At 68.1% G+C, this 25,749-nt stretch carries 41 protein-coding genes; 4 read left to right on the plus strand and 37 right to left on the minus strand.

Annotated features, from left to right (window positions below; genetic code table 11):
* Window positions 1–2: 2 nt before the first annotated feature.
* Window positions 3–932: a DUF389 domain-containing protein gene (locus tag SCK26_RS15255; RefSeq protein ID WP_318201874.1), complete on the plus strand. Its 930-nt coding sequence runs from the start codon at window positions 3–5 to the stop codon at window positions 930–932.
* Window positions 933–969: 37 nt separating this feature from the next.
* Here the strand turns inward: SCK26_RS15255 and glmM are convergent, their stop codons facing one another.
* From glmM to rplM, 3 genes are all read right to left on the minus strand, one after another.
* The gene (gene glmM / locus SCK26_RS15260; RefSeq protein ID WP_318201875.1) at window positions 970–2,328 is read right to left on the minus strand and encodes a phosphoglucosamine mutase; all 1,359 of its coding nucleotides are present in this window, start codon (window positions 2,326–2,328) and stop codon (window positions 970–972) included.
* Between the two features lie 217 nt (window positions 2,329–2,545).
* Window positions 2,546–3,058 carry a 30S ribosomal protein S9 gene (gene rpsI / locus SCK26_RS15265; protein ID WP_146463584.1) on the minus strand — a complete coding sequence of 171 codons (513 nt, stop codon included), beginning with the start codon at window positions 3,056–3,058 and terminating at the stop codon, window positions 2,546–2,548.
* A 42-nt stretch (window positions 3,059–3,100) separates the two neighbouring features.
* Window positions 3,101–3,544, minus strand: a complete 444-nt coding sequence (gene rplM / locus SCK26_RS15270) for a 50S ribosomal protein L13 (protein ID WP_014674395.1) — start codon at window positions 3,542–3,544, stop codon at window positions 3,101–3,103.
* A 269-nt stretch (window positions 3,545–3,813) separates the two neighbouring features.
* On the opposite strand from rplM, the gene SCK26_RS15275 reads away from it, so the two are divergent.
* The gene (locus SCK26_RS15275; RefSeq protein ID WP_318201876.1) at window positions 3,814–4,689 is read left to right on the plus strand and encodes a hypothetical protein; all 876 of its coding nucleotides are present in this window, start codon (window positions 3,814–3,816) and stop codon (window positions 4,687–4,689) included.
* A gap of 217 nt (window positions 4,690–4,906) precedes the next feature.
* Here SCK26_RS15275 and truA read toward each other — a convergent pair whose 3' ends face one another.
* The 31 genes from truA to rpsJ form a co-directional block, all read right to left on the minus strand.
* Entirely contained in the window at window positions 4,907–5,770 is an 864-nt protein-coding gene (gene truA, locus SCK26_RS15280; protein WP_318201877.1) for a tRNA pseudouridine(38-40) synthase TruA, read from the minus strand.
* A 92-nt stretch (window positions 5,771–5,862) separates the two neighbouring features.
* A complete protein-coding gene (rplQ, locus tag SCK26_RS15285; protein ID WP_318201878.1) occupies window positions 5,863–6,354 on the minus strand; it encodes a 50S ribosomal protein L17 in 492 nt (163 codons plus the stop codon).
* Window positions 6,355–6,536: 182 nt separating this feature from the next.
* Window positions 6,537–7,559: a DNA-directed RNA polymerase subunit alpha gene (locus SCK26_RS15290; RefSeq protein ID WP_003966937.1), complete on the minus strand. Its 1,023-nt coding sequence runs from the start codon at window positions 7,557–7,559 to the stop codon at window positions 6,537–6,539.
* A gap of 152 nt (window positions 7,560–7,711) precedes the next feature.
* A complete protein-coding gene (gene rpsK, locus SCK26_RS15295; RefSeq protein ID WP_003956432.1) occupies window positions 7,712–8,116 on the minus strand; it encodes a 30S ribosomal protein S11 in 405 nt (134 codons plus the stop codon).
* A 65-nt stretch (window positions 8,117–8,181) separates the two neighbouring features.
* Window positions 8,182–8,562, minus strand: a complete 381-nt coding sequence (rpsM, locus tag SCK26_RS15300; RefSeq protein WP_067240336.1) for a 30S ribosomal protein S13 — start codon at window positions 8,560–8,562, stop codon at window positions 8,182–8,184.
* 192 nt (window positions 8,563–8,754) lie between these two features.
* The gene (rpmJ, locus tag SCK26_RS15305; protein WP_003998809.1) at window positions 8,755–8,868 is read right to left on the minus strand and encodes a 50S ribosomal protein L36; all 114 of its coding nucleotides are present in this window, start codon (window positions 8,866–8,868) and stop codon (window positions 8,755–8,757) included.
* A 60-nt stretch (window positions 8,869–8,928) separates the two neighbouring features.
* Window positions 8,929–9,150 (minus strand): translation initiation factor IF-1, encoded by a 222-nt coding sequence (gene infA, locus SCK26_RS15310; protein ID WP_003948620.1) that lies wholly within the window; start codon window positions 9,148–9,150, stop codon window positions 8,929–8,931.
* Between the two features lie 228 nt (window positions 9,151–9,378).
* Window positions 9,379–10,215, minus strand: coding sequence for a type I methionyl aminopeptidase (map, locus tag SCK26_RS15315; RefSeq protein WP_318206016.1), 837 nt, complete (start codon window positions 10,213–10,215; stop codon window positions 9,379–9,381).
* A gap of 100 nt (window positions 10,216–10,315) precedes the next feature.
* Complete coding sequence (locus tag SCK26_RS15320) at window positions 10,316–10,978, minus strand: adenylate kinase (RefSeq protein WP_318201879.1); 663 nt, start codon at window positions 10,976–10,978, stop codon at window positions 10,316–10,318.
* Entirely contained in the window at window positions 10,978–12,291 is a 1,314-nt protein-coding gene (gene secY / locus SCK26_RS15325; protein WP_318201880.1) for a preprotein translocase subunit SecY, read from the minus strand. The genes SCK26_RS15320 and secY overlap by 1 nt, the downstream gene beginning before the upstream one ends.
* A gap of 189 nt (window positions 12,292–12,480) precedes the next feature.
* Window positions 12,481–12,936, minus strand: coding sequence for a 50S ribosomal protein L15 (rplO, locus tag SCK26_RS15330; RefSeq protein WP_318201881.1), 456 nt, complete (start codon window positions 12,934–12,936; stop codon window positions 12,481–12,483).
* 2 nt (window positions 12,937–12,938) lie between these two features.
* Complete coding sequence (gene rpmD / locus SCK26_RS15335) at window positions 12,939–13,121, minus strand: 50S ribosomal protein L30 (RefSeq protein ID WP_003998814.1); 183 nt, start codon at window positions 13,119–13,121, stop codon at window positions 12,939–12,941.
* Between the two features lie 2 nt (window positions 13,122–13,123).
* A complete protein-coding gene (rpsE, locus tag SCK26_RS15340) occupies window positions 13,124–13,729 on the minus strand; it encodes a 30S ribosomal protein S5 (protein WP_019753099.1) in 606 nt (201 codons plus the stop codon).
* Window positions 13,730–13,765: 36 nt separating this feature from the next.
* On the minus strand, window positions 13,766–14,149 hold the full coding sequence (rplR, locus tag SCK26_RS15345) for a 50S ribosomal protein L18 (protein WP_318201882.1): 384 nt from the start codon (window positions 14,147–14,149) through the stop codon (window positions 13,766–13,768).
* 3 nt (window positions 14,150–14,152) lie between these two features.
* Window positions 14,153–14,692: a 50S ribosomal protein L6 gene (gene rplF, locus SCK26_RS15350; protein WP_030641195.1), complete on the minus strand. Its 540-nt coding sequence runs from the start codon at window positions 14,690–14,692 to the stop codon at window positions 14,153–14,155.
* A gap of 24 nt (window positions 14,693–14,716) precedes the next feature.
* Window positions 14,717–15,115, minus strand: a complete 399-nt coding sequence (gene rpsH, locus SCK26_RS15355; RefSeq protein WP_014674378.1) for a 30S ribosomal protein S8 — start codon at window positions 15,113–15,115, stop codon at window positions 14,717–14,719.
* Between the two features lie 214 nt (window positions 15,116–15,329).
* A complete protein-coding gene (locus SCK26_RS15360) occupies window positions 15,330–15,515 on the minus strand; it encodes a type Z 30S ribosomal protein S14 (RefSeq protein ID WP_003948630.1) in 186 nt (61 codons plus the stop codon).
* 5 nt (window positions 15,516–15,520) lie between these two features.
* The gene (gene rplE / locus SCK26_RS15365; RefSeq protein WP_318201883.1) at window positions 15,521–16,078 is read right to left on the minus strand and encodes a 50S ribosomal protein L5; all 558 of its coding nucleotides are present in this window, start codon (window positions 16,076–16,078) and stop codon (window positions 15,521–15,523) included.
* Entirely contained in the window at window positions 16,078–16,401 is a 324-nt protein-coding gene (gene rplX, locus SCK26_RS15370) for a 50S ribosomal protein L24 (protein WP_030345434.1), read from the minus strand. Before rplX ends, rplE begins: the two co-directional genes overlap by 1 nt.
* A 2-nt stretch (window positions 16,402–16,403) precedes the next feature.
* Window positions 16,404–16,772: a 50S ribosomal protein L14 gene (gene rplN / locus SCK26_RS15375; RefSeq protein WP_003998823.1), complete on the minus strand. Its 369-nt coding sequence runs from the start codon at window positions 16,770–16,772 to the stop codon at window positions 16,404–16,406.
* Window positions 16,773–16,877: 105 nt separating this feature from the next.
* On the minus strand, window positions 16,878–17,165 hold the full coding sequence (rpsQ, locus tag SCK26_RS15380) for a 30S ribosomal protein S17 (protein ID WP_020941675.1): 288 nt from the start codon (window positions 17,163–17,165) through the stop codon (window positions 16,878–16,880).
* Window positions 17,162–17,386: a 50S ribosomal protein L29 gene (gene rpmC / locus SCK26_RS15385; protein ID WP_007494763.1), complete on the minus strand. Its 225-nt coding sequence runs from the start codon at window positions 17,384–17,386 to the stop codon at window positions 17,162–17,164. The genes rpsQ and rpmC overlap by 4 nt, the downstream gene beginning before the upstream one ends.
* Window positions 17,386–17,805, minus strand: coding sequence for a 50S ribosomal protein L16 (gene rplP, locus SCK26_RS15390; protein WP_009190136.1), 420 nt, complete (start codon window positions 17,803–17,805; stop codon window positions 17,386–17,388). Before rplP ends, rpmC begins: the two co-directional genes overlap by 1 nt.
* A 5-nt stretch (window positions 17,806–17,810) precedes the next feature.
* Window positions 17,811–18,635 (minus strand): 30S ribosomal protein S3, encoded by an 825-nt coding sequence (gene rpsC / locus SCK26_RS15395; RefSeq protein WP_010036723.1) that lies wholly within the window; start codon window positions 18,633–18,635, stop codon window positions 17,811–17,813.
* Window positions 18,635–18,982: a 50S ribosomal protein L22 gene (gene rplV, locus SCK26_RS15400; protein WP_006130776.1), complete on the minus strand. Its 348-nt coding sequence runs from the start codon at window positions 18,980–18,982 to the stop codon at window positions 18,635–18,637. The genes rpsC and rplV overlap by 1 nt, the downstream gene beginning before the upstream one ends.
* 43 nt (window positions 18,983–19,025) lie before the next feature.
* Window positions 19,026–19,307 (minus strand): 30S ribosomal protein S19, encoded by a 282-nt coding sequence (rpsS, locus tag SCK26_RS15405; protein ID WP_006130777.1) that lies wholly within the window; start codon window positions 19,305–19,307, stop codon window positions 19,026–19,028.
* Between the two features lie 12 nt (window positions 19,308–19,319).
* Window positions 19,320–20,156 carry a 50S ribosomal protein L2 gene (gene rplB, locus SCK26_RS15410; protein WP_318201884.1) on the minus strand — a complete coding sequence of 279 codons (837 nt, stop codon included), beginning with the start codon at window positions 20,154–20,156 and terminating at the stop codon, window positions 19,320–19,322.
* A gap of 40 nt (window positions 20,157–20,196) precedes the next feature.
* Window positions 20,197–20,616 carry a 50S ribosomal protein L23 gene (gene rplW, locus SCK26_RS15415; RefSeq protein ID WP_030601206.1) on the minus strand — a complete coding sequence of 140 codons (420 nt, stop codon included), beginning with the start codon at window positions 20,614–20,616 and terminating at the stop codon, window positions 20,197–20,199.
* Window positions 20,616–21,269 carry a 50S ribosomal protein L4 gene (gene rplD / locus SCK26_RS15420; protein WP_318201885.1) on the minus strand — a complete coding sequence of 218 codons (654 nt, stop codon included), beginning with the start codon at window positions 21,267–21,269 and terminating at the stop codon, window positions 20,616–20,618. The genes rplW and rplD overlap by 1 nt, the downstream gene beginning before the upstream one ends.
* An 8-nt stretch (window positions 21,270–21,277) precedes the next feature.
* A complete protein-coding gene (gene rplC / locus SCK26_RS15425) occupies window positions 21,278–21,922 on the minus strand; it encodes a 50S ribosomal protein L3 (RefSeq protein ID WP_020135811.1) in 645 nt (214 codons plus the stop codon).
* A gap of 17 nt (window positions 21,923–21,939) precedes the next feature.
* Entirely contained in the window at window positions 21,940–22,248 is a 309-nt protein-coding gene (gene rpsJ / locus SCK26_RS15430; RefSeq protein ID WP_003948644.1) for a 30S ribosomal protein S10, read from the minus strand.
* A gap of 481 nt (window positions 22,249–22,729) precedes the next feature.
* On the opposite strand from rpsJ, the gene SCK26_RS15435 reads away from it, so the two are divergent.
* Window positions 22,730–23,380 (plus strand): hypothetical protein, encoded by a 651-nt coding sequence (locus SCK26_RS15435; RefSeq protein ID WP_318201886.1) that lies wholly within the window; start codon window positions 22,730–22,732, stop codon window positions 23,378–23,380.
* Here SCK26_RS15435 and SCK26_RS15440 read toward each other — a convergent pair.
* From SCK26_RS15440 to SCK26_RS15450, 3 genes are all read right to left on the minus strand, one after another.
* Window positions 23,370–23,879: a hypothetical protein gene (locus SCK26_RS15440; RefSeq protein ID WP_318201887.1), complete on the minus strand. Its 510-nt coding sequence runs from the start codon at window positions 23,877–23,879 to the stop codon at window positions 23,370–23,372. The two genes, SCK26_RS15435 and SCK26_RS15440, sit on opposite strands and share 11 nt — an antisense overlap.
* Before the next feature lie 107 nt (window positions 23,880–23,986).
* Window positions 23,987–24,238, minus strand: a complete 252-nt coding sequence (locus tag SCK26_RS15445; protein WP_318201888.1) for a DUF397 domain-containing protein — start codon at window positions 24,236–24,238, stop codon at window positions 23,987–23,989.
* On the minus strand, window positions 24,235–25,080 hold the full coding sequence (locus SCK26_RS15450; protein ID WP_318201889.1) for a helix-turn-helix transcriptional regulator: 846 nt from the start codon (window positions 25,078–25,080) through the stop codon (window positions 24,235–24,237). The genes SCK26_RS15445 and SCK26_RS15450 overlap by 4 nt, the downstream gene beginning before the upstream one ends.
* A gap of 139 nt (window positions 25,081–25,219) precedes the next feature.
* On the opposite strand from SCK26_RS15450, the gene SCK26_RS15455 reads away from it, so the two are divergent.
* Window positions 25,220–25,708, plus strand: a complete 489-nt coding sequence (locus tag SCK26_RS15455; RefSeq protein ID WP_318201890.1) for an ATP-binding protein — start codon at window positions 25,220–25,222, stop codon at window positions 25,706–25,708.
* The last annotated feature ends 41 nt before the right edge of the window (window positions 25,709–25,749 follow it).

Below are 25,749 nucleotides of genomic sequence, written 5' to 3' on the forward strand. Positions count from 1 at the left end.
GCATGCTGCATCTGCGTCTGATCACCCCGGCCGGGACGACGGACGAGGTGGTGGGGCTGATCGGGCGGACGGTCGGCACCACCCACCTCGTCGTCCTGCCCGGCGCCGCCCGCGACCCGGCCGGCGACCTCGTGCTGTGCGACGTGGCCCGCGAGGCGGGTGACGAACTCATCGCCGGGCTACGGCGCCTGGGCCTGGAGGACACCGGTTCCATCGCCGTGGAGGACATCGGCCTGTCGCTGTCCCGGCGGGCCGAGGAGGCCGAGGAGGAGGCGCCCGGCGAGGGCGCGGACGCGGTGCTGTGGGAGGGCCTGACCGAGGCCACCCACGAGGAGTCGACCCTGACGGTCACCTACCTCGCGTTCATCACGCTGGCCACGATGATCGCCGCCTGCGGTGTCGTCCTGGACAACGCGATCCTGATCGTGGGCGCGATGGCGGTGGGCCCGGAGTTCGGCCCGCTGGCCGGCGTCAGCACGGCGCTGGTACGGCGCCGGCCGCGGCTGGCGCTGCGGTCGCTGACCGCGCTGCTGGTGGGTTTCGCCGTGGCGATGGCGGTGACGGTCGGCTTCGCCGTGCTCATGGACGCCCTCGACCTCTTCCACCGGTCCGACCTGGAGGGGAAGCGGCCCAGCACCGCGTTCGTGTACGCCCCCGACGCCTTCTCGTTCATCGTGGCGGTCCTGGCCGGCATCGCCGGCACCCTCTCGCTGACCTCCGCGAAATCGGGAGCGCTGGTGGGCGTGGCCATCTCGGTGACCACGGTCCCGGCCGCGGCCAACGCGGCGGTGGCGCTGGCCTACGGCGACATGTCACAGACCAGCGGCTCGACCGTCCAGCTCCTGCTGAACCTGCTGGGCATCGTCCTGGCGGCGACCGTCACCCTGCTCGCCCAGAAGTACTTCTGGAGGTGCCGGCGCCAACGCCCGTGAGGGGCGCGGGCCGTGCCCCCGCCCCGACGGTCCGCGCTTATCCCAACGCCGCCTTGACCGCGTCGGCCAGCCGTCCGGCGACCGACCGGGCCTGCTCGATGTCCGCGGCCTCGACCATCACCCGCACCAGCGGCTCCGTCCCCGACGGCCGCAGCAACACCCGCCCGGTGTCGCCGAGTTCGCGCTCCGCCTCGGTGACCGCGGCGGCGAGGTCCGCGGACGTCCGCACCCGCGACCTGTCCACGTCCGGCACGTTGATGAGGACCTGCGGCAACCGCTCCATGACGGAGGCCAGCTCCCGCAGCGTACGGCCGGTCTGCGCGACCCGCGCCGCCAGCAGCAGGCCGGTCAGCGTGCCGTCGCCGGTGGTCGCGTGGTCGAGGATGATGACGTGCCCGGACTGCTCGCCGCCGAGGGCGTAGCCGTGCTCCTTCATCTCCTCCAGGACGTACCGGTCGCCCACGGCCGTCTGCACCAGCCGGATGCCCGAGCGCTCCATCGCCAGCTTGAAGCCGAGGTTGGACATCACGGTGGCCACCACGGTGTCGCCCGGCAGCGCGGACCGTTCCCGCAGCGCCAGCGCGAGCACGGCGAGGATCTGGTCGCCGTCGACCTCCTCGCCGGTGTGGTCCACGGCCAGGCAGCGGTCGGCGTCGCCGTCGTGCGCGATGCCGAGGTCCGCGCCGTGCTCGACGACCGCGGCCTTGAGCAGGTCCAGGTGGGTCGAGCCGCAGCCCTCGTTGATGTTGAGCCCGTCGGGCTCGGCGCCGATCGTGACGACCTGGGCGCCCGCGCGGGCGAACGCCTCCGGCGAGACCCCCGAGGCCGCGCCGTGCGCTTCGTCCAGGACGATCTTCAGTCCGTCGAGCCGGTTGGGCAGCACCGCCAGCAGATGCGCGACGTACTGCTCGAAGCCCTCGTCGTACGACCGGACGCGGCCGACGCCGGCCCCCGTCGGCCGCTGCCACGGCTCGCCGTGCCGGTGGGAGTCGTAGATCGCCTCGATCCGGTCCTCCAGCTCGTCGGCGAGTTTGTGGCCGCCGCGGGCGAAGAACTTGATGCCGTTGTCCGGCATGGCGTTGTGGCTGGCGGACAGCATCACGCCGAGGTCGGCGCCGAGCGCGCCGGTCAGGTGCGCCACCGCGGGCGTCGGCAGCACGCCGACCCGCAGGACGTCCACGCCCGCGCTGGCCAGACCGGCCACCACCGCCGCCTCCAGGAACTCCCCGGACGCGCGCGGGTCCCGTCCGACCACCGCGGTCGGCTTGTGGCCCTCGAAGGTGCCCGCCTCGGCCAGTACGTGCGCCGCGGCGACGGAGAGGCCGAGCGCCATCTCGGCCGTGAGATCCGCGTTGGCGACACCGCGCACGCCGTCCGTGCCGAAGAGTCGTCCCACTTGTCCTCCTGAGGAAGCGTCGATGTCGGAAGCGGACCGCGCCGCGTCGGGGTGGCAGGCGCCCGGCATCCGATCACACAAGCCTTTGAGCGTCTTGTGCCGTTATACGCCCTTGGCTGGGATAAGCGAACGCCCCGGCGGCACATGTGGCGTGCCGCCGGGGCGTTCGGAGTACGCGGGGCCGAAGCCCGTACCACGTACGAGCAGGCAGCGAAGCTTAGCGCTTGCTGTACTGCGGAGCCTTGCGGGCCTTCTTCAGACCGGCCTTCTTCCGCTCGACCGCGCGGTCGTCGCGGCGCAGGAAGCCGGCCTTCTTCAGCGGGCCGCGGTTGTTGTCGACGTCGGCCTCGTTCAGCGCACGGGCGACACCGAGACGCAGCGCGCCGGCCTGGCCGGAGACACCGCCACCGGCGATACGGGCGACGACGTCGTAACGGCCCTCGAGCTCCAGGACCTTGAACGGCTCGTTGACTTCCTGCTGGTGCACCTTGTTCGGGAAGTAGTCCTCGAGGGTGCGACCGTTGATCTTCCACTTGCCGGTGCCCGGGACGATCCGGACGCGGGCGATGGCGTTCTTGCGGCGGCCCAGGCCGGCGGCCGGCTGCGGCTCGCCGAAGCGGGAGGCCAGGGACTCCGAGGTGTACTCGCCCTCGACGGGAACCTCGGACTCGGTGGTGTAGCTGTCGATGTCAAGCTCTTCGAGCGGCTGCTCGGCAGTGGTCTCGGCCACGATTCTCCTCAGATTCTGTTCAGTCTTAGGGGGTGGCCGGACTTACTGCGCGACCTGGGTGATCTCGAACGGCACCGGCTGCTGGGCAGCGTGCGGGTGCTGGTCACCCTTGTAGACCTTCAGCTTCGAGAGCATCTGACGGCCCAGGGAGTTCTTGGGGAGCATGCCCTTGACGGCCTTCTCGATGGCCTTCTCCGGGTTCTTGTCCAGCAGCTCGTCGTAGCGGACGGAGCGCAGACCACCCGGGTAGCCGGAGTGGCGGTAGGCCATCTTCTGGGTCCGCTTGTTGCCGGACAGGTGGACCTTGTCCGCGTTGATGATGATGACGAAGTCACCAGCGTCGACGTGCGGAGCGTAGATCGGCTTGTGCTTGCCCCGGAGGAGGGTCGCAGCAGTGGTGGCGAGACGACCCAGGACAACGTCCTGAGCGTCGATGACGTGCCACTGGCGCGTCACATCGCCGGGCTTGGGGCTGTACGTACGCACGGTTCGTAGCCTTCGCTTCGAGTGAATGGTCCTAAACAAGGTCACCGAAACGATCACGACAGCCTGGACCCACGGCGGCGACGCAAACCGCGTGTGTGGGGTCGCTGGTCATCGGCCCGGTGGACCGGTGTAAGGGCCCGTCCCGTGAGAATGAGCAAGCCAATACACAACGAAGAAGTAGGTTACCGGGCGGCACCCGGGCGGGTCAAAACGAGGCGGGTCGCCGGACGGCCCCCGTGTCCCCGGCCCCCCCGTCTAAGATGCGCCCCATGAGTTACGGGCAGGGGGGACCCCAGTCTCAGTGGGATCCCTGGAAACCGCATTCCCAGCAGCCGTGGAGCAGCGGAGACGACGACGGGACGCCCGACTGGGCCGCGCTCGCCGAGGCCTCCGAGACACGGAACAAGCGCCGCAGGCTGCTGTTCATAGCCGGCGGGGCGCTGGCCACCATCGCGATAGGCACCGCGGTGGCCGTGGCCGTGGTCTCCGCGAACGGCGGTGATCCCGAGGCCGGTCCCGGCAACCTGCCCGCCAGCGCCTCCCTGCCCGGCTCCGCCACCGCGACGCCGTCCTTCGCGCCGACCAGCGCCCCGCCGCCGCTGGATCCGAAGGACTTCATCTCCAGCGCCGAGAAGGACACCGCCCCGCTCGGCCCCGGCACGCTCTTCCCCGGCAAGCAGCTCACCGTCGGCGAGACCGTGTACAAGAAGGGCACCACGGACGACACCTCGGGCTGTGCCTCCGTGGCCGGCGGCACCCTGCCGGGCATCCTCACCGCCAACGGCTGCACCCGTCTGATGCGCGCGACCTACACCCACGGCGACATCGCGGTCACCGTGGGCGTCGCCGTCTTCGACAACGCGGCGCAGGCCACCAAGGCCAAGGCGCAGACCGACGACCGGTCGATCGTCCGCTCGCTGTTCGGCAAGGGCGGGGTCAAGCCCTTCTGCGACGGCGCCTTCTGCCGCTCCACGCGCAACGCCTACGGCCGCTACGCCTACTTCACGATCTCCGGCTTCACCACCGGCAAGGACGTCACCAAGAAGGACACCGACGTCTTCGGCGCCGGCAACGACCTGGCCCAGTTCACCGTGAACCAGATCCACCGCCGCGGCCAGGCCCAGGCACAGGCCGCCGCCCGGTAGCCGCGCCGCCCGCCGGTGCTTCAGCCGCAGCACCGCCGGCTCCGGCCGGGTGCGCAACGTCACCCTGGACCCGTCCTCGGCGCCCTCGGCCAGCGCGGCGGACATCCCGGCGGTGTACGCCCGGCCCGGCCCTGCCGGCGCGGCACGCTCGTCCGGGCGTGCTTCAGGAAGTCCTGGTCCCAAGGAAGGGCAGGCCGAGACGCGGAATGCGACGAAGCTAACAGGTTGCGCATCCCGGAAGGCCGGGCAGCGACCGCTTGTTCCGGGCCTCCTTGCTGCGGGCCGCCAGCAGCTCGTCCGCCGGGTAGCCGACCTCCTCCAGCGTCAGCCCGTGCGGCCGTACGACATGCACGGCGGAGTCCCGTACGCCCGCGGCCAGCACCTTCGCCGGCCACTCGGGCCCCCGGTGCCCGTCGCCGACGAACAGCAGCGCGCCGATCAGCGAGCGCACCATGTTGTGGCAGAAGGCGTCCGCGCGCACGGTCGCGGTGATGATCCCGTCGCCGCCCCGGACCAGGCTCAGTTCCTGGAGCGTACGGATCGTGGTCGCGCCCTCGCGCTTCTTGCAGTAGGCGGCGAAGTCGTGCTCTCCGAGCAGCGCCCGCGCGGCCTCGTTCATGGCGTCCACGTCGAGCGGCCAGTCGTGCCACAGCACATGGCCCCGCAGCAGGGGGTCCACTCCCCCGGGATTGTCGGTGACCCGGTAGGCGTACCGCCGCCACACCGCCGAGAACCGCGCGTCGAACCCGCTCGGCGCCTCGCGCAGCGCCCACACCCGCACGTCCTTCGGCAGCCGGCCGGCCAGCCGCTTCAGCAGCTTCTGGTGGTGCTCGCGCCACAGCTCCCCGGGCAGGTCGACGTGCGCCACCTGGCCCCGGGCGTGCACACCGGCGTCGGTCCGCCCGGCCACGGTCAGCTCGTACGTCTCCTTGGACCGCGTGACCGTCCGCAGGGCGTCCTCGATCTCCCCCTGTACGGTCCGCCGGCCGCCGGCCTGCTTGGCCCAGCCGTGGAAGGCGGTGCCGTCGTACGACAGATCAAGACGGACACGGACGTAACCGGGCTGCACTTCGTCACTCACGTGGGAATCCTCTCAGGGCCGCGCCGTGGCAGGAAACGCGGAAGCGGGCCCGCCCCGGAGGGCGGACCCGCTTGCCGTGCTCAGGCAGAGCCTCAGGCGTCCTTGGACTCCTCGGCCGGAGCCTCGGTCTCCTCGACCTGGGTCTCCTCGGCCTTGGCCTCCTCGGACTCCTTGACCGCGCGCTTGGTCGCGGCCTCGGCCTCGCCCACGGCCTTCTGCTGCACCGTCAGCGCCTCGACCAGCTCGATGACGGCCATGGGCGCGTTGTCGCCACGGCGGTTACCGATCTTGGTGATACGGGTGTAACCACCCGGACGGTTCTCGTAGCGCGGGCCGATCTCGGTGAAGAGCGTGTGGACGATGCTCTTGTCCGTGATGACCTGGAGCACCTGACGGCGGTTGTGAAGGTCACCCTTCTTCGCCTTGGTGATCAGACGCTCGGCGTACGGGCGCAGGCGGCGGGCCTTCGCCTCGGTGGTGGTGATGCGGCCGTGCTCGAAGAGGCTCTTCGCCAGGTTCGCGAGGAGCAGCTTCTCGTGCGCGGCACTGCCGCCCAGACGGGCACCCTTGGTGGGCTTCGGCATGGTTCTTCTCCTGTGTGTCTGCCCCGGCCGTATCAGGTACCGGAGTCAGTATCCGAGCAGGCGGTCGCCTGTCGGAGATCCGGGAGCTGCCCCGCGGGGGGCGCTCCCGGAAGGGGCGCGGGGAGCGGCGCGGCGAGCCGCGGCGCACCCGCGCCCGAGTACGGACCGGAAGGCCCGGACTCTCAGTACTGCTCGGTCTCGACGAAACCGGCGTCCGCGTCGTCGTCCGCGCCGAAGGCGTCCGCCGCGGCGGTCGGGTCGAATCCGGGCGGGCTGTCCTTGAGGGCCAGGCCCATGCCGGCCAGCTTCGCCTTGACCTCGTCGATCGACTTCGCACCGAAGTTGCGGATGTCGAGCAGGTCGGCCTCGGACCGCGCCACGAGTTCACCCACGGAGTGGATGCCCTCGCGCTTGAGGCAGTTGTACGACCGAACGGTGAGCTCCAGCTCCTCGATCGGCAGCGCCAGGTCGGCGGCCAGCGCGGCGTCCGTCGGGGACGGACCCATGTCGATGCCCTCGGCGTCGATGTTCAGCTCGCGGGCGAGACCGAACAGCTCGACCAGGGTCTTGCCGGCGGAGGCCATGGCGTCACGCGGACGCATCGCCTGCTTGGTCTCGACGTCGACGATCAGCTTGTCGAAGTCGGTGCGCTGCTCGACACGCGTGGCCTCGACCTTGTACGTGACCTTCAGCACCGGCGAGTAGATCGAGTCGACCGGGATACGGCCGATCTCCTGGCCCACCTGCTTGTTCTGCACGGCGGAGACGTAACCGCGACCGCGCTCGACGGTCAGCTCCATCTCCAGCTTGCCCTTGCCGTTGAGCGTGGCGAGGACGAGGTCGGGGTTGTGCACCTCGACACCGGCCGGAGGCGCGATGTCGGCGGCGGTGACCAGACCCGGGCCCTGCTTGCGCAGGTACATCACGACCGGCTCGTCGTGCTCCGAGGAGACGACCAGCTGCTTGATGTTCAGGATCAGGTCGGTGACGTCCTCCTTGACGCCCGGCACGGTGGTGAACTCGTGCAGGACACCGTCGATCCGGATCGAGGTGACGGCGGCACCCGGGATCGAGGAGAGGAGCGTACGGCGCAGGGAGTTGCCGAGGGTGTAGCCGAAGCCTGGCTCCAGCGGCTCGATCACGAACCGGGAGCGGAACTCGTCGACGACCTCTTCGGTCAACGAGGGACGCTGAGCGATCAGCATGTGTGGATCAGATCCTTCTTTCGTGGACGCCCGCTATTTGACGTCCGACGGAAACCGCGCCCTGTGAAACGCGGGTATTGCAAGGGTACGGGCGATACGGCCCCGAAGAGCCGTACCGCCCGGAACCCAAGCCTGCGCGAGGCAGCCGTGCGTCAGACGCGACGGCGCTTCGGCGGGCGGCAGCCGTTGTGCGGGGTCGGGGTGACGTCCTGGATGGAGCCGACCTCGAGACCCGTGGCCTGGAGGGAACGGATCGCGGTCTCGCGACCGGAGCCCGGGCCCTTCACGAACACGTCGACCTTGCGCATGCCGTGCTCCTGCGCGCGGCGGGCAGCCGACTCGGCGGCCATCTGCGCGGCGAACGGCGTGGACTTCCGGGAGCCCTTGAAGCCGACGTGGCCGGCGGAGGCCCAGGAGATCACGTTGCCGGACGGGTCGGTGATCGAGACGATCGTGTTGTTGAACGTGCTCTTGATGTGCGCGTGGCCGTGAGCGACGTTCTTCTTTTCCTTGCGGCGCACCTTCTTGGCAGCGCCCTGACGACCCTTGGGGGGCATCTATTAACTCCTACGGGAGGTGGTCGGTCCTACAGCGAAGACCGTGGACAGGTGTCCGCTGCGGACTACTTCTTGCCCGGCTTCTTCTTGCCGGCGATGGCGCGACGCGGGCCCTTGCGGGTACGAGCGTTGGTGCTGGTGCGCTGACCGCGGACGGGCAGACCGCGACGGTGACGGAGACCCTGGTAGGTACCGATCTCGACCTTGCGGCGGATGTCGGCCTGGATCTCGCGACGGAGGTCACCCTCGGTCTTGATGTTGTTGTCGACGTACTCGCGGATCGCGACGAGCTGCTCTTCCGTCAGGTCGCGGACGCGGGTGTTCGGGTCGACGCCGGTCGCAGCCAGCGTCTCCTTCGAGAGGGTCCGGCCGATGCCGAACACGTAGGTGAGCGCGATCTCCACGCGCTTTTCGCGCGGGATGTCGACACCGGAAACGCGTGCCATTCAATGGCTCCTGGTGAATCTTCGGAGGTCTGCCGCAGAACCGGCTCCCGGCCGCCGTACCAGGTACGAACCGGGTCCCCGGCCTCCGAACCGGGGGTGTCGAGCTGGATGGCTCGGGTCCTGCGTATGAACATATTCAGCTCGCGTCGCGCGAAACTCTGCGATAGAGGTGCAGAGGGAAACGGTCGTGCGTCAGCCCTGGCGCTGCTTGTGGCGCGGGTTCTCGCAGATGACCATGACCCGGCCGTGACGGCGGATCACCCTGCACTTGTCGCAGATCTTCTTGACGCTCGGCTTGACCTTCATGGGGTGAGGTTCTCCGGGTCAGTGCCATCGCACCGGGCGGGCCCGGGGCGCGGGCAAGATCTACTTGTACCGGTAGACGATCCGGCCACGCGTCAGGTCGTACGGAGACAGCTCCACCACGACCCGGTCGTCAGGGAGGATGCGGATGTAGTGCATACGCATCTTGCCGCTGATGTGTGCCAGGACCTGGTGGCCGTTCTGGAGCTCGACCTTGAACATGGCGTTCGGCAGAGACTCGACGACAGTGCCCTCGATCTCGATGGCACCTTGCTTCTTGGCCACGCTTCGCCCTTCGAATCGACTACCTTGATCGGCTTCGTGCAGACTCAGGTTTTCAGGCATGAGGGTGCACAAGAGCCGACGAGTCAGTCTACGTCGCCGCTCCCGGAAAGGCGAATCGAGAAATTCTGCCCCATCGGGGTGATCGCTACGCCAGGGGGTCGGGACGGGTGGGCATGGGCCGCGCCCGGTCGCCGCGCGCGGCGATCGGGCGGCACGGGCGGCGGACGCTTACGCCAGCGGGTCCGGCGCCGCGGTGATGCCGTACTCCGCCAGCTTCGCCTTGCCGCCGTCCGGGGCCGTCAGGACCAGCGGGCCCTGCTCCGTCAGGGCCACCGAGTGCTCCCAGTGGGAGGACCAGGTGCCGTCGGTGGTGATGACCGTCCAGTCGTCGGAGAGGACCTCGGTCTTCGGGGTGCCGAGGGAGACCATCGGCTCGATCGCCAGGCAGAAGCCGGGAACCAGCTTGGGGCCCTTGCCGCGGCGCCGGTCGACGTAGTTCAGCAGGTGCGGGTCCATGTGCATCTCGGTGCCGATGCCGTGGCCGCCGTAGTCCTCGATGATCCCGTACCGGCCGCCGCCCGGCTTGGGCTGGCGGCGGATGTAGGTCTCGATCGCCCGGGAGATGTCCACCAGGCGGTTGCCCTGCTTCACGGCCGCGATGCCGGCCCACATCGATTCCTCGGTCACCCGGGACAGCTCGACCAGCTCCGGGGCGTGACCGGAGCCGACGAAGGCGGTGTAGGCCGCGTCACCGTGCCAGCCGTCGACGATCGCGCCGCAGTCGATGGAGATGATGTCGCCGTCCTTCAGGACGACGTCGTCGGAGGGGATGCCGTGGACGACCACGTCGTTCACGGAGGTGCAGATGGTGGCCGGGAAGCCGCCGTAGCCGAGGAAGTTCGACTTCGCGCCGTGCTCGGCGAGGACCTTGCGGGCCACCTCGTCCAGGTCCCGGGTGGTCGCGCCGGGCACCGCGGCCTCGCGCGTGGCCGCGTGGATGGCGGCTACGACCAGGCCCGCCGCCCGCATCTTCGCGATCTGCTCGGGGGTCTTGATCTGCACCATGGGGGGCCTGCGCTCTCCGTCACTCACGTCGACTGGGGTACCTGTACAACAGTACGGCCGCGGCGCCCGGAGAGGGCACCGCGGCCGGAAGGACCGGGATCTACTTCTCGGCCTTCTCACGCTTGAGGGCTTCCAGCGCCCGCTGCCTGACGTCCTCCACGGCACCGAGGGCGGAGATCGTCACGACCAGGCCCTGCGCCCTGTAGTAGTCGATGATCGGCTCGGTCTGCGTGTGGTAGACCTCGAGCCGCTTGCGGACGGTGTCCTCGGAGTCGTCGTCGCGCTGGTACAGCTCGCCGCCGCAGACGTCGCAGACGCCCTCCTGCTCCGGCTTGCTGTAGTCCACGTGGAAGACGTGCGAGGAGTCCTTGCGGCAGACGCGCCGGCCGGCGATGCGCTTGACGACCTCGTCCTCGGGGACCTCCAGGTCGAGCACGGCGTCCAGCGTGATGCCCTCGGTGCGCAGCAGCTGGTCCAGCGCCTCGGCCTGCGAGACGTTGCGCGGGAAGCCGTCCAGCAGGAAGCCCTTCTCCGCGTCCGGCTGCTCCATGCGGTCCTTGGCCATCGCGATGGTCACCTCGTCGGGGACGAGGTTGCCGGCGTCCATGTAGGACTTCGCGAGCCGGCCCAGCTCCGTCTGCCGGCTGATGTTGGCGCGGAACAGGTCACCCGTGGAGATGTGCGGGATGCCCAGCGTCTTTGCCAGCTGGACGGCCTGCGTTCCCTTACCGGCACCCGGCGGCCCGACGAGGACGATACGCATCAGCGGAGGAACCCTTCGTAATTGCGCTGCTGGAGCTGGCTCTCGATCTGCTTCACCGTCTCGAGGCCGACACCCACGATGATGAGGATGCTGGTCCCGCCGAAGGGGAAGTTCTGGCTTGCCCCAAAGCCCACCAACGCCATTGTCGGCACGAGAGCGATCAGACCCAGATACAGCGAACCCGGCCAGGTGATCCGGTTGAGAACGTAGCTCAGGTACTCAGCGGTCGGTCGGCCAGCCCGGATGCCCGGGATGAAGCCACCATACTTCTTCATGTTGTCGGCTACTTCCTCGGGGTTGAAGGAGATAGCCACGTAGAAGAACGCGAAGAAAACGATGAGCAAGAAGTACGAAGTGATGTAAATCGGGTGGTCGCCCTTGGTGAGGTTCTGCTCGATCCAGGTCTTCCAGCCCGACTGGCCGCCCGCGAACTGCGCCACCAGCGCCGGGATGTACAGCAGCGAGGAGGCGAAGATGACGGGAATCACACCCGCCTGGTTCACCTTGAGCGGGATGTAGGTGGACGTACCGCCGTAAGACCGGCGTCCGATCATCCGCTTGGCGTACTGCACCGGGATGCGGCGCTGGGCCTGCTCGACGAAGACGACGAGCCCGACCATGACCAGGCCGACCGCGATGACGGTGCCGAACTCGATCCAGCCGCCGGCCAGCGAGCCCTGCTTCTTGATGGCCCACAGCGCGGACGGGAAGGTCGCGGCGATCGAGATGAACATCAGGATCGACATGCCGTTGCCGATGCCGCGGTCGGTGATCAGCTCACCGAGCCACATCACGACGGCCGTACCGGCGGTCATGGTGATGACCATCGTGATGGTCGTGAAGATCCCCTGGTCCGGGACGATGCTCGTGGCGACCGAGCAGCCGTTGAAGAGCGCGCCGCTGCGGGCGGTGGCGACCAGGCCGGTGCCCTGGAGGATGGCCAGGGCCACCGTGAGGTACCGGGTGTACTGCGTGATCTTCGCCGTGCCGGCCTGGCCCTCCTTCTTCAGGGCCTCCAGACGCGGGATCACCACGGTCAGCAGCTGAAGGATGATGCTGGCGGTGATGTACGGCATGATGCCGAGCGCGAAGACCGTGATCTGCAGCAGCGCGCCGCCACTGAACATGTTCACGAGGCCGAACAGGCCCTGGTTGCCCTGCGCCTCGGTCACACACTGCTGGACGGCCTTGTAGTTGACGTTGGGGATCGGGATGTGGGTACCGACGCGGTAGACCACGATGATGCCCAGCGTGAAGAGCAGCTTCTTGCGCAGGTCGGGCGTCCTGAACGCCCGGGCGAACGCGGTGAGCACGGTGCCTCCTGCGACCCCCGCGCAACTGCGTCAAGGGTGACGGTCTGAGGTTCGACGAATACGAAAAAGAACAGTGCAGGCCACCATACCGGCGACACTGCCCCCCTAGGAACGACCAACCGGGGATACCTCATTGTGAGGTATCCCCGGTCGGGATCGTCTACGTCATCGACGCGCCGCCTGAGGGACTCAGACGAGCTCGGTGACCGTGCCGCCGGCGGCGGTGATCTTCTCCTTGGCGGAGCCGGAGACGGCGTCGACCGTCACCTGCAGCGCCACGGAGATCTCGCCCTGGCCGAGGACCTTGACGAGGCTGTTCTTGCGAACGGCGCCCTTGGCCACCAGCGACTCGACGGTGACCTCGCCACCCTCCGGGTAGAGCGCGGCCAGCTTGTCGAGGTTCACGACCTGGAACTCGGTCTTGAACGGGTTCTTGAAGCCCTTCAGCTTCGGGAGGCGCATGTGCAGCGGCATCTGGCCGCCCTCGAAGCGCTCCGGAACCTGGTAGCGGGCCTTGGTGCCCTTGGTACCACGACCGGCCGTCTTACCCTTCGACGCCTCACCACGACCGACACGGGTCTTGGCGGTCTTGGCGCCCGGGGCGGGACGGAGGTTGTGGATCTTGAGCGGGTTGTTCTCCGCCATGATCAGTCGACCTCCTCGACCGTCACGAGGTGGCGGACGGTGTGCACCATGCCGCGGAACTCGGGGCGGTCCTCCTTGACGACCACGGTGTTGATCCCCTTGAGACCAAGCGACCGCAGGGTGTCACGGTGGTTCTGCTTGCTGCCGATGTAGGACTTGACCTGCGTGATCTTGAGCTGCGCCACGATTACGCACCCGCCCCGGCACGCGCACGGAGAAGAGCCGCGGGAGCGACGTCCTCGAGCGGCAGACCACGGCGGGCCGCGATCTCCTCGGGACGCTGCAGGCCCTTCAGGGCCTCCACGGTCGCGTGCACGATGTTGATGGCGTTGTCGGAGCCGAGCGACTTCGACAGCACGTCGTGGATACCGGCGCACTCGAGCACGGCACGCACGGGACCACCGGCGATAACACCGGTACCCGGCGAAGCCGGCTTGAGCAGGACGACGCCGGCAGCCTTCTCACCCTGGATCGGGTGCGGGATGGTGCCCTGGATACGGGGGACCTTGAAGAAGTGCTTCTTGGCCTCCTCAACACCCTTGGCGATGGCGGCCGGCACCTCCTTGGCCTTGCCGTAACCGACACCCACGGTGCCGTCACCGTCGCCCACCACGACCAGCGCGGTGAAGCTGAAGCGACGACCACCCTTCACAACCTTGGCGACGCGGTTGATCGCGACGACGCGCTCAACGTACGCGGTCTTCTCGGCGGCAGCAGCGCCGCCGTCACGGCCCTTCCGGTCCCGCCGCTCGCCGCCACCGGCACCGCTACCGCGGCGCTGGGGTCCAGCCATTGGATTACCTCTCTCTTTCCGCTAGCTACAAGCGGCTCAGAACTTGAGCCCGGCTTCGCGGGCGGCGTCCGCCAGGGCCGCGATGCGGCCGGCGTACTGGTTGCCACCACGGTCGAACACGACGGCCTCGACACCGGCGGCCTTGGCACGCTCGGCGACCAGGGCGCCGACCTGCTTGGCCTGCGCGGACTTGTCGCCCTCGCCGCCGCGGACCGACGCGTCCAGGGTGGACGCCGACGCCAGGGTGTGACCCTTCAGGTCGTCGATCACCTGCGCCACGATGTGGCGGTTGGAGCGGGTCACGACCAGACGGGGACGCTCCGCCGTACCGGACACCTTCTTGCGGATCCGGATGTGACGGCGCTTGATCGCGGCGCGCTTGTAGGCGTCGCCCTTGAGGATCTTCTGCCCGTATGCCATGGCTTACTTACCCGCCTTTCCGACCTTGCGGCGGATGACTTCGCCCTCGTACTTGACGCCCTTGGCCTTGTACGGGTCGGGCTTGCGCAGCTTGCGGATGTTGGCCGCAACCTCGCCGACCTTCTGCTTGTCGATGCCCTCGACCGAGAAACGGGTCGGGGACTCCACCTTGAAGGTGATGCCCTCGGGGGCCTCGACCACGATCGGGTGGCTGTAACCGAGAGCGAACTCCAGGTTGGAACCCTTGGCGGTCACTCGGTAACCGACACCGCTGATCTCGAGCTTCTTCACGTAACCCTGGGTCACGCCGGTGATCATGTTCGCCACCAGCGTGCGGGAGAGGCCGTGCAGGGCCTTGCTCTGACGCTCGTCGTTCGGGCGGAGCACCTGCAGGGTGCCGTCCTCGCCCTTAGCGATGTCGATCGGCGCGGCAACGGTGTGGGTCAGCGAGCCCTTGGGGCCCTTGACCGAAACCGTACGGCCGTCGATGGTGACGTCCACGCCGGCGGGAACCGCGATGGGGAGCTTGCCGATGCGCGACATAGCTGTTTCCTCCGTTCCCTTCTGCTACCAGACGTAGGCGAGGACTTCCCCACCCACGCCCTTCTTGCCGGCCTGCTTGTCGGTGAGGAGCCCGTGCGACGTGGAGATGATCGCCACGCCGAGGCCGCCGAGCACCTTCGGCAGGTTGGTGGACTTCGCGTAAACCCGGAGGCCGGGCTTGGAGATCCGCTTGATGCCCGCGATGGAGCGCTCACGGTTGGGGCCGAACTTCAGCTCCAGGACGAGGTTCTTGCCGACCTCGGCGTCCTCGACCTTCCAGCCCGTGATGAAGCCCTCCTGCTGGAGGATCTCCGCGATGTGAGACTTGATCTTGGAGTGCGGCATCGACACCGAGTCGTGGTACGCCGAGTTCGCGTTCCGCAGACGCGTCAGCATGTCTGCGATCGGATCAGTCATGGTCATGAATTGGCCTGTGGCCTTTCTCGCCGGGGTTTCCTATATGCGCCATCCCTCTCCCCGTACTTCTGCAGACGGGACGGGTGCGGTGCGGGGACCTACGGCGTAGTAAGTCGTTCAGGGCGGCAGAGCCCAACCCCACCAGCCTACGGCATGTGGGTATCGGGCCCTGCCGTCCCGGTTGCTTACCGAGAGGTCCCAGAATCCCTGAGAACAGGGATTACCAGGAGCTCTTGGTCACGCCCGGCAGCTCGCCACGGTGAGCCATCTCACGAAGGCACACGCGGCACAGGCCGAACTTGCGGTAGACGGAGTGCGGACGACCGCAGCGCTGGCAGCGGGTGTAGCCACGCACACCGAACTTGGGCTTGCGAGCAGCCTTCGCGATGAGAGCCTTCTTCGCCATCTCGCTCACGCCTCCTTGAACGGGAAGCCGAGGTGACGGAGAAGGGCACGGCCCTCTTCGTCGTTGGTCGCCGTGGTCACCACGGTGATGTCCATACCCCGGACGCGGTCGATCTTGTCCTGGTCGATCTCGTGGAACATGACCTGCTCCGTGAGACCGAAGGTGTAGTTGCCACGGCCGTCGAACTGCTTGGGGGACAGGCCGCGGAAGTCGCGGATGCGCGGCAGCGCGAGCGACAGGGTGCGGTCCAGGAACTCCCACATGCGGTCGCCACGGAGCGTGACGTGGGCACCGATCGGCTGGCCCTCGCGCAGCTTGAACTGCGCGATGGACTTGCGGGCCTTGGTGACGGCCGGCTTCTGACCGGTGATGGTGGTCAGGTCGCGGATCGCGCCATCGATCAGCTTCGAGTCACGGGCGGCGTCGCCGACACCCATGTTGACCACGATCTTGACGAGGCCGGGGATCTGCATGACGTTCTCGTACTTGAACTCGTCACGCAGCTTGCCCGCGATCTCCTCGCGGTACTTCTGCTTCAGACGCGGAGTGGTGGTGGTAGCCATCAGATGTCCTCACCCGTCCGCTTGGCAACGCGGATCTTGTTGCCCTCTTCGTCGAAGCGGTAGCCGACACGCGTGACGACCTTCTGACCGTCCTTCTCCACGACCAGCTGAACGTTGGACACGTGGATGGGGGCCTCGGTCGTCACGATGCCGCCGGCCTGGGAACCGCTGGCGGTCGGACCGGCCTTGGTGTGCTTCTTGACCCGGTTGACACCCTCGACCAGGACGCGGTCCTCGCGCGGGTAAGCGGCAATGACCTTGCCCTGCTTGCCCTTGTCCTTGCCGGTGATGACCTGGACCAGGTCGCCCTTCTTGATCTTCATGCTTACAGCACCTCCGGCGCGAGCGAGATGATCTTCATGAACTTCTTCTCGCGCAGCTCACGGCCGACCGGGCCGAAGATACGGGTGCCGCGAGGGTCGCCGTCGTTCTTCAGAATGACGGCGGCGTTCTCGTCGAAGCGGATGTACGAGCCGTCCGGACGGCGGCGCTCCTTGACGGTGCGAACGATGACCGCCTTGACGACGTCACCCTTCTTCACGTTGCCACCGGGGATCGCGTCCTTGACGGTGGCGACGATGACGTCACCGATGCCCGCGTAGCGGCGACCGGAGCCACCGAGCACACGGATGCAAAGGATCTCCTTCGCACCAGTGTTGTCGGCGACACGCAGTCGCGACTCCTGCTGGATCACGTCTATCTCCTGATCGTCTGCCGGTTCCCGGCAGGGGCCTTCCCTTTCGGGAGGAGCCCCTGCCGAGCCTGGCGGAACTGACCTGCGGGGTTAGCCCCGCAGGAATTACTTGGCCTTCTCGAGGATCTCGACGACGCGCCAGCGCTTCGTCGCGGACAGCGGCCGGGTCTCCATGAGGAGGACGCGGTCGCCGACACCCGCGGCGTTCTGCTCGTCGTGCGCCTTGAGCTTGTTCGTACGGCGGATGACCTTGCCGTACAGCGCGTGCTTGACGCGGTCCTCGACGGCGACGACGACGGTCTTGTCCATCTTGTCGCTGACGACGAGGCCCTCGCGCGTCTTGCGGAAGCCGCGCGCCTCGGTGTTCTGCTCAGTCACGTTGTTCTCGCTCATGCGTTCTCCACCGTTTCGATGCCCAGCTCGCGCTCGCGCATCAGGGTGTAGATCCGCGCGATGTCCTTACGGACGGCCTTCAGCCGACCGTGGTTTTCGAGCTGACCCGTGGCCGCCTGGAAGCGGAGGTTGAACAGCTCTTCCTTGGCCTCGCGGAGCTTCGCCAGAAGCTCCTCGTTGCCCAGCTCGCGCAGCTCGGACGCCTTGGTACCGGCCGACATCACGCTTCACCTGCCTCGCGCTTGACGATCCGGCACTTCATCGGCAGCTTGTGGGCCGCACGGGTCAGCGCCTCACGGGCGATCTTTTCGTTGGGGTACGACAGCTCGAACATCACACGTCCGGGCTTGACGTTCGCGATCCACCACTCCGGAGAACCCTTACCGGAACCCATGCGGGTCTCGGCCGGCTTCTTGGTGAGGGGACGGTCGGGGTAGATGTTGATCCAGACCTTGCCGCCACGCTTGATGTGACGGGTCATCGCGATACGAGCCGCCTCGATCTGGCGGTTCGTGACGTAGGCCGGGGTCAGCGCCTGGATGCCGTACTCGCCGAACGCAACCTGCGTCCCACCCTTGGACATACCGTTGCGCTTCGGGTGGTGCTGCTTGCGGTGCTTGACCCTACGGGGGATCAGCATTTCGGTCAGGCCTCCGTTCCGGTGCTCTCAGCCGGAGCGGCAGCCGCGGGGGCCTCGGCCTTGGGGGCCTCGGCACCAGCAGCCTGCTGCGGCTTGCGACCGCGCCGCTCGCCACCGCGGCCACCACGGGCCGGGCGGTCGGCGCCACCGCGGGCCGGGCGGTTACCCGCACGGGCGGCAGCGTTCTCGGCGCGGACCTCGGCGATGTTCTTGACGTCGCCCTTGTAGATCCAGACCTTCACACCGATGCGGCCGAAGGTCGTCTTGGCCTCGAAGAAGCCGTAGTCCACGTTCGCGCGGAGCGTGTGCAGGGGCACACGGCCCTCGCGGTAGAACTCCGAGCGGGACATCTCGGCGCCGCCGAGGCGGCCACCGCACTGGATCTTGATGCCCTTGGCGCCGGCCTTCATGGCGGACTGCATGCTCTTGCGCATGGCCCGACGGAAGGAGACGCGGGAGGACAGCTGCTCGGCGACGGCCTGGGCCACCAGCTGAGCGTCCGTCTCCGGGTTCTTGACCTCGAGGATGTTGAGCTGGACCTGCTTGCCGGTCAGCTTCTCCAGGTCACCGCGGATGCGGTCGGCCTCGGCGCCGCGGCGGCCGATGACGATGCCCGGGCGAGCGGTGTGGATGTCCACGCGGACGCGGTCACGGGTGCGCTCGATCTCGACCTTGGAGATGCCGGCGCGCTCCATGCCGGACGTCATCATCCGACGGATGGCGACGTCTTCCTTGACGTAGTCCTTGTACAGCTTGTCGGCGTACCAACGCGACTTGAAGTCGGTCGTGACACCGAGCCGGAACCCGTGCGGGTTTACCTTCTGGCCCATTACCGGGTTCCTTCCTTGCTGCTGACGACCACGGTGATGTGGCTGGTCCGCTTGCGGATCCGGTAGGCACGGCCCTGGGCGCGCGGCCGGAACCGCTTCAGGGTCGGGCCCTCGTCGACGTAGGCCTCGGAAATGAAGAGGCTGTCGACATCGGTGTGGTCGTAGTTGTGCGCGGCGTTGGCGATGGCGCTGTCGAGCACCTTGCCCACCGGCACCGAGGCGGCCTGCGGAGCGAATCGCAGGACGGCCTGGGCCTCCGTGGCGTCCATGCCACGGATGAGGTCCACCACGCGGCGGGCCTTCATGGGCGTGACGCGGATGTACCGCGCCTGGGCCCTGGCTTCCATGGTTGTCCCTTCAGTTACTTACGTGTCTGAATGCGATCCGCTACTAGCGGCGCTTCGACTTCCGGTCTTCCTTGACGTGGCCCCGGAAGGTGCGGGTCGGCGAGAACTCGCCGAGCTTGTGGCCGACCATCGACTCGGTGACGAACACCGGGATGTGGGTCTTGCCGTTGTGCACCGCGATCGTGTGGCCGAGCATGGCCGGGACGATCATCGAGCGACGGGACCAGGTCTTGATGACGTTCTTGGTGCCCGCTTCGTTCTGGGCGTCCACCTTCTTCATCAGGTGGTCGTCGACGAAGGGCCCCTTCTTCAAGCTACGAGGCATCTCAACCCGTCCTTAGCGCTTCTTGTTCGTCTTGCGGCGGCGGACGATGTACTTGTTCGACGCCTTCTTGGGCGAACGAGTACGGCCTTCCTTCTTGCCCCACGGGGACACGGGGTGGCGGCCACCGGAGGTACGACCCTCACCACCACCGTGCGGGTGGTCGACCGGGTTCATGACCACACCACGGACGGTCGGGCGGACGCCCAGCCACCGCTTGCGGCCGGCCTTGCCCCAGTTGATGTTCGACTGCTCGGCGTTGCCGACCTCGCCGATGGTGGCGCGGCAGCGGACGTCGACCAGGCGGATCTCACCGGACGGCATGCGCAGGTGGGCGTAGGCGCCCTCCTTCGCGAGCAGCTGCACGGAGGCACCGGCGGAGCGGGCGAACTTGGCACCGCCACCGGGACGGAGCTCGATCGCGTGGATCGTGGTACCGACCGGGATGTTGCGGAGGGCCAGGTTGTTGCCCGGCTTGATGTCGGCCCCGGGACCGTTCTCCACGGTGTCGCCCTGCTGCAGGTTGCGCGGGGCGAGGATGTAGCGCTTCTCGCCGTCCGCGTAGTGCAGCAGCGCGATGCGCGCGGTGCGGTTGGGGTCGTACTCGATGTGCGCGACCTTCGCCGGCACGCCGTCCTTGTCGTGACGACGGAAGTCGATCACTCGGTAGGCGCGCTTGTGTCCGCCACCCTGGTGGCGAACGGTCACACGACCGGCGTTGTTACGGCCGCCCTTGCTGTGCAGCGGGCGAACCAGCGACTTCTCCGGCGTGGACCGCGTGACCTCGACGAAGTCGGCAACGCTGGCGCCACGACGGCCCGGCGTAGTCGGCTTGTACTTGCGGATTCCCATTTCTCAGTCCTCGTCCGATATCGGACGATCCGGACCGCCCTTAGGCGGTCGGACCGCCGAAGATGTCGATACGGTCGCCCTCGGCGAGGGTCACGATCGCGCGCTTGCTGCCGGCACGCTGACCGAAGCCGGTCTTCGTGCGCTTGCGCTTGCCCTGGCGGTTGATCGTGTTAACCCCGGTGACCTTGACGTCGAAGACCGCCTGGACGGCCTGCTTGATCTGGGTCTTGTTGGCGTTCGGGTCGACGATGAACGTGTACTTGTTCTCGTCGAGGAGCGCGTAGCTCTTCTCGGAGACGACCGGCTTCAGCAGGACGTCACGGGGGTCCGTGTACGACTTGCTCAGCGGGGTCTCGACGGTGTTCTTGCCCTCGGTGGCGTGGCGACGCGCCTTGGCGACGCGCGCGGCCTTGGCGGCCTTGGCGGCCTTCGAGGCGATAGCGGGGTGACGGATGGCCATCAGACCTCGCTCCCTTCGGTGTCGTTGGCCTTCGGGCCGGCGACGAAGGACTCGAAAGCGGCCTGGGTGAAGACCACGTCGTCCGAGACGAGAACGTCGTACGTGTTCAGCTGGCCCGGCTCCAGGATGTGGACCTGGGGCAGGTTGCGGGCGGACAGCCACGCGGCCTCGTCGGAGCGGTCGACGACCAGGAGCAGGTTCTTGCGCTCCGAGATCTTGCCGAACAGGCTCTTGGCGGCCTTGGTGCTGGGGGTCTCGCCCTCGACCACGCCGGAGACGACGTGGATGCGGTTGTGACGCGCCCGGTCGGTGAGGGCACCGCGCAGGGCGGCGGCCTTCATCTTCTTCGGGGTGCGCTGCGAGTAGTCACGCGGCACGGGACCGTGCACGACGCCACCACCGGCGAACTGCGGCGCGCGGGTCGAACCCTGACGGGCGCGACCGGTGCCCTTCTGGCGGTACGGCTTCTTGCCACCGCCACGGACTTCGCCGCGGGTCTTGGTCTTGTGCGTGCCCTGGCGGGCAGCGGCCAGCTGCGCGACGACGACCTGGTGGATCAGCGGGACGCTGACCTTGGCGTCGAAGATCTCCGCGGGGAGCTCGACGGAACCGGCCTTGTCGCCCGCCGGCGAAAGGATGTCAACAGTGCTCATCGGTTACCTCAGGCCCCCTTGGCCGCGGTGCGGACCAGGACGAGGCCGCCGTTCGGACCGGGAACCGCGCCCTTGATGAGCAGCAGACCCTTCTCCGCGTCAACGGCGTGGACGGTCAGGTTCTGGGTGGTGACCCGCTCGTTGCCCATGCGACCCGCCATGCGGAGGCCCTTGAACACGCGGCCCGGGGTGGCGCAGCCACCGATGGAACCGGGCGAGCGGTGCTTGCGCTGGGTGCCGTGTCCGGCGCCGAGGCCCTTGAAGTTGTGACGCTTCATGACACCGGCGAAGCCCTTGCCCTTGCTCTTGCCGGTCACGTCGACCTTGATGCCGGCCTCGAACACCTCGGCGGTGATCTCCTGGCCGAGGGTGTACTCGCTGGCGTCAGCGGTACGGATCTCGACGAGGTGGCGGCGGGGAGTGACGTCGGCCTTGGCGAAGTGGCCCTTGAGGGGCTTGTTCACCTTGCGCGGGTCGATCTCGCCGAACGCGATCTGGACAGACTCGTAGCCGTCGACGTCGTTCGTGCGGACCTGGGTGACGACGTTGGGGCCGGCCTTGACGACGGTGACCGGAACAACACGGTTGTTCTCGTCCCACACCTGCGTCATGCCGAGCTTCTCGCCCAGGATGCCCTTGATCTGCTTAGCCATCTTTCAGATCACCGGCCTCAGAGCTTGATCTCGATGTCGACACCGGCCGGAAGGTCGAGTCGCATCAGAGAGTCAACGGTCTTGGGGGTCGGGTCGAGGATGTCGATCAGGCGCTTGTGCGTGCGCATCTCGAAGTGCTCGCGCGAGTCCTTGTACTTGTGCGGCGACTTGATGACGCAGTACACGTTCTTCTCAGTGGGCAGCGGCACCGGGCCCGCGACCGACGCACCAGTGCGGGTCACCGTCTCGACGATCTTCTTCGCCGAGGAGTCGATGACCTCGTGGTCGTAGGCCTTGAGCCGGATGCGGATCTTCTGTCCCGCCATGGCTACTCAGTAGTCCTGTCTCTCTAACGCTCTGGAACCCGGTGTTGCTTCTGGGTGACCCTTGCTCCTCCGACCCACGCGGTCGGGCGTGTCGCTCTCCCGCTGACACAGATGTCCCTTGTCCGAACATCCCTGCGGGATTGACACGGCCCTTCCGGAACCGCAGACCGGGGACCTCGGGTCCACCGGGTGCCTGGTCGGTGTCGCGCCCACGCTTCCCGGAAGATTCCCGTACGTCCGCCCCAGTGCTGCCCGTGGGCAGTTAGGACGACGAGTACTGTGGGACTCGCTTCCGGTCCTCCCGGCGGGAGGCGCGCAGCATCAACACTCGACCGAGCAACTCGGACAGTCTGCCATACAGGGCGGGCGCTGTGCCAATCGAGCCGAAGAGATTACCCCGGGAGTGACGTAGGTCAAACCGGAGTGCCGGCGTCCCGGGCCGTGGGCTCCGGCCGGGAGCGCTCGCCCCGAAGATGTCACCGTGGACGACACTCCGTACTCCTTCCTGATCTCGGCGCACAACCCGGTACCGCTGCCCGGCCCCGCACCGGCCCACCTGCCTCCCGACGCGGAGATGGTCGCGACGGTCTCCCGCCGGCCCGGGAACGCACCGCTGGCGCGGGTCTACGCCGGCCGTACGACCGGACACCCGTTCTGGCTCCACTCCGCTCCGGACGACCGCCCGCTCTGTTCCGTCACCTCCGCCGGCCCGGACACCCACGACGTCCACGCGGCCGACGGCACTCCCCTGGCCCGCGTCACCCGCCGCCCCGGCCGGCTCCTGCCCTGGCCCCGCCGCGTCCGCTGGACGGCACGGCCGGCCGGGCCGCAGGTGGAGATCACGGGCAAGGCGGGCACCTGGTACGCCTGGCTGCTCTACGTGGTCACCGCGCCCGCCTGGCTCCTGTGGGTGCTCTGCGCGACGGTGTACTCCTTCTTCGACGGCAGCCCGGACGACTTCACCTTCGGCAGCCCTGCCCGCACCCGCTGGCGCGCCCCGGGCACCGGCACGGTCCTGGACTACCGGGGCGTGAGCAGGACGTACCGCCACGATCCCCGGCGCCTGGACGTCCGGGTCGCCTACGCCCTGGCGGTCCTGCGGACCGGCGACCGCGCCCGGATCAGAGCCTGAACAGCGCCCCGCGCCAGGTCCACCCGGCACCGAGGACCGCCTCCTGGAGAGGCGTCTTCATCTCGGCGGTGTCGAAGCGGTAGTCCTCCGTGGCCCGTATCCTTCCGTCGGGCCCCCGCTCGACCGTCCAGCTCCGGGACACGGACCTGACCTGCCCCCGGGAGTACTCCGCCGACAGGACCAGCCTGGGCCGCTCGCCGACCCAGGTGACCTCCCACTCCCGGTCGAGCGCGCGCACCTCGCGCTTCTCCGGGACCAGCCGCATCCGCGTCTCCAGGGCCCGGCTGATCCGGGCCCGCGCGAAGAAGCCGTGCCAGGCGGGCTCCCTGATACGCCACTCCGCCACCAGGTCGGCACCGCCGGCGACCCCCTCCCGCACGACGTACGGCACGTCCGGCCCGCCTACGGCGAGCAGGGCGGCGCGGACTTCCTGCGTCGGCCGGGGCGGGACGCCGGGGTCGGGGTGCCTGGTGCCGGTGAAGCGATCGCGAAGTCCCATACCGATCAGTATTGGGTGCCGAGATCCGTGCCTTCGGGGGCCCCGCGGCAGCCGGAGACCGGCCCTTCTGTGGGTTGGCGGCGCGGTGCGCGCCTGACCGACCCCCGTCAGCCGCGCGAAGCGTAGGTCACGAAGTCGGCCCAGGCGGCCGGGGCGACGGTGAGGCAGGGGCCGTCGGCGTTCTTGGAGTCGCGGATGTGGATGGTGGAGGGGGTGGGGGCGACTTCGAGGCAGTCACCGGGTTCGCCGCTGCTGCTGTAGCTGCTCTTGAACCAGTGCAGTGCGATCTCCACGCAGTCGTCGACCTCAGCGCTGCTGCTGTAACTGCTCTTGAACCAGTGCAGTTCCACGGTGCTCATAGTCGTCCCAACGCTTTCTCGATGAAGTCCCGCGACTTCCTCGGCGGGAGAGCCTGCGACCGGATCATGCCATAGCGCAGTTCGAGGATCCGGAGGTCTTTGAGGTTCGAGACCGGGCGGCCGTTGAACGCGCCGTCCGAGCGCCCGATCGCCGTACCGTCCGCGAACTTCAGCACTTCGACCAGCCCCGAAGCTCCGGGGTTCTCCTCGCAATCGGTCGGCATGACCTGGAGCGTGACGTTCCTCAACCTAGCCACTTCCAAAAGGTGTTGGAGTTGTTCACGCAACACCATCGTGCCACCGTAGGGGCGTTCGAGCGTCACTTGCTCCAGGACGAAACTGAGTGTGGGGGCGGGGTCGCGCTCGAAGACGGATTTCCGTGCCATGCGCGCGGCGACTCCCCGCTCCACCATGTCTTCGCTGCGGGCGGGCTGCCTCATTTCCAGCAGCGCCCGCGCGTACCCTGGCGTCTGCAACAGCCCATGGATGTTGTGGTTGCTGTAGAGCAGCATTTCCACCGCGCGCCCCTCCAGCTCCGCCAGCGCCCGTACCTTCTTCGGGTACCGCGCCTTCCTCATGTCCTCCATGAAGGCCCGCAGATGCCCCTGCGCCTTCAGGAACGTGTCCGCGCTGTCCAGGAACTCCGGCCGGGGAATGCGCGCCCCGCGTTCGATCTTGCGGATCATGTCCTCGCCGTAGCCCAGGGCCTCCGCCAGCTCGGGTACGCTCACGCCGGCCGACTCCCGGCAAACCTTGAGCAACCGGCCCACCGCCTGGACCACCGGCTCGATCTCGTCGCCCGGCTCGACGTCCCAACCCGCCTCGTCCACACCCTCGCCCATGGCTTCCTCCTTCGGCGCGCAGTCGTACCCGTACAACGCCTGAGACAGCCGAGACAGCCGAGACAAATCGGGAGACAGTCACTGTACGTGCAGGCGATGTCACTCCCCTACGGAAGCAGGCTTCGCCACGCTCAGTGACGTGAACCAAGAAATGGGTGCCCCTGAAAACCACCCCACCAGCCACATCCCCACCTTCGACATCCGGCTGTCCCCCACACCCCGCGGTGCCCGACTCGCCCGCCTGCTCGCCGAACAGCATCTGCGGTCGTGGGGGCTGCCGGTGGAGCAGGTGACACAGATCGTCGCCGAGCTGGCCGCGAACGCCGTCACACACGGTCGCGTGCCGGGCCGGGACTTCCAGCTCTTGATCTACGTCGTCGGCCACACGCTCCGTATCGAGGTCACCGACACCCGCGACGACCGCTTCCCCCGGCTGCGGCCCCCGAGCGAGGACGGAGAAGCCGGGCGCGGACTCCTCCTCGTGGAGGCCCTGGCCGACAAATGGGGCGTAGCCGTGGGTCGTCGCCCGCGCAAGACGGTCTGGGCCGAGGTGACCCTCGCGCACCGGGACCCGGCGGACCGTGCTCCGGTGGCACGGGCGGCCATTACCCAAGGAACACCAGGGTGAAAGGACCCCGCCAAGCCCCACCCCTCCCGCCCACGGCGCAA

This window comes from Streptomyces sp. SCL15-4 (assembly GCF_033366695.1).
GTDB lineage: Bacteria > Actinomycetota > Actinomycetes > Streptomycetales > Streptomycetaceae > Streptomyces.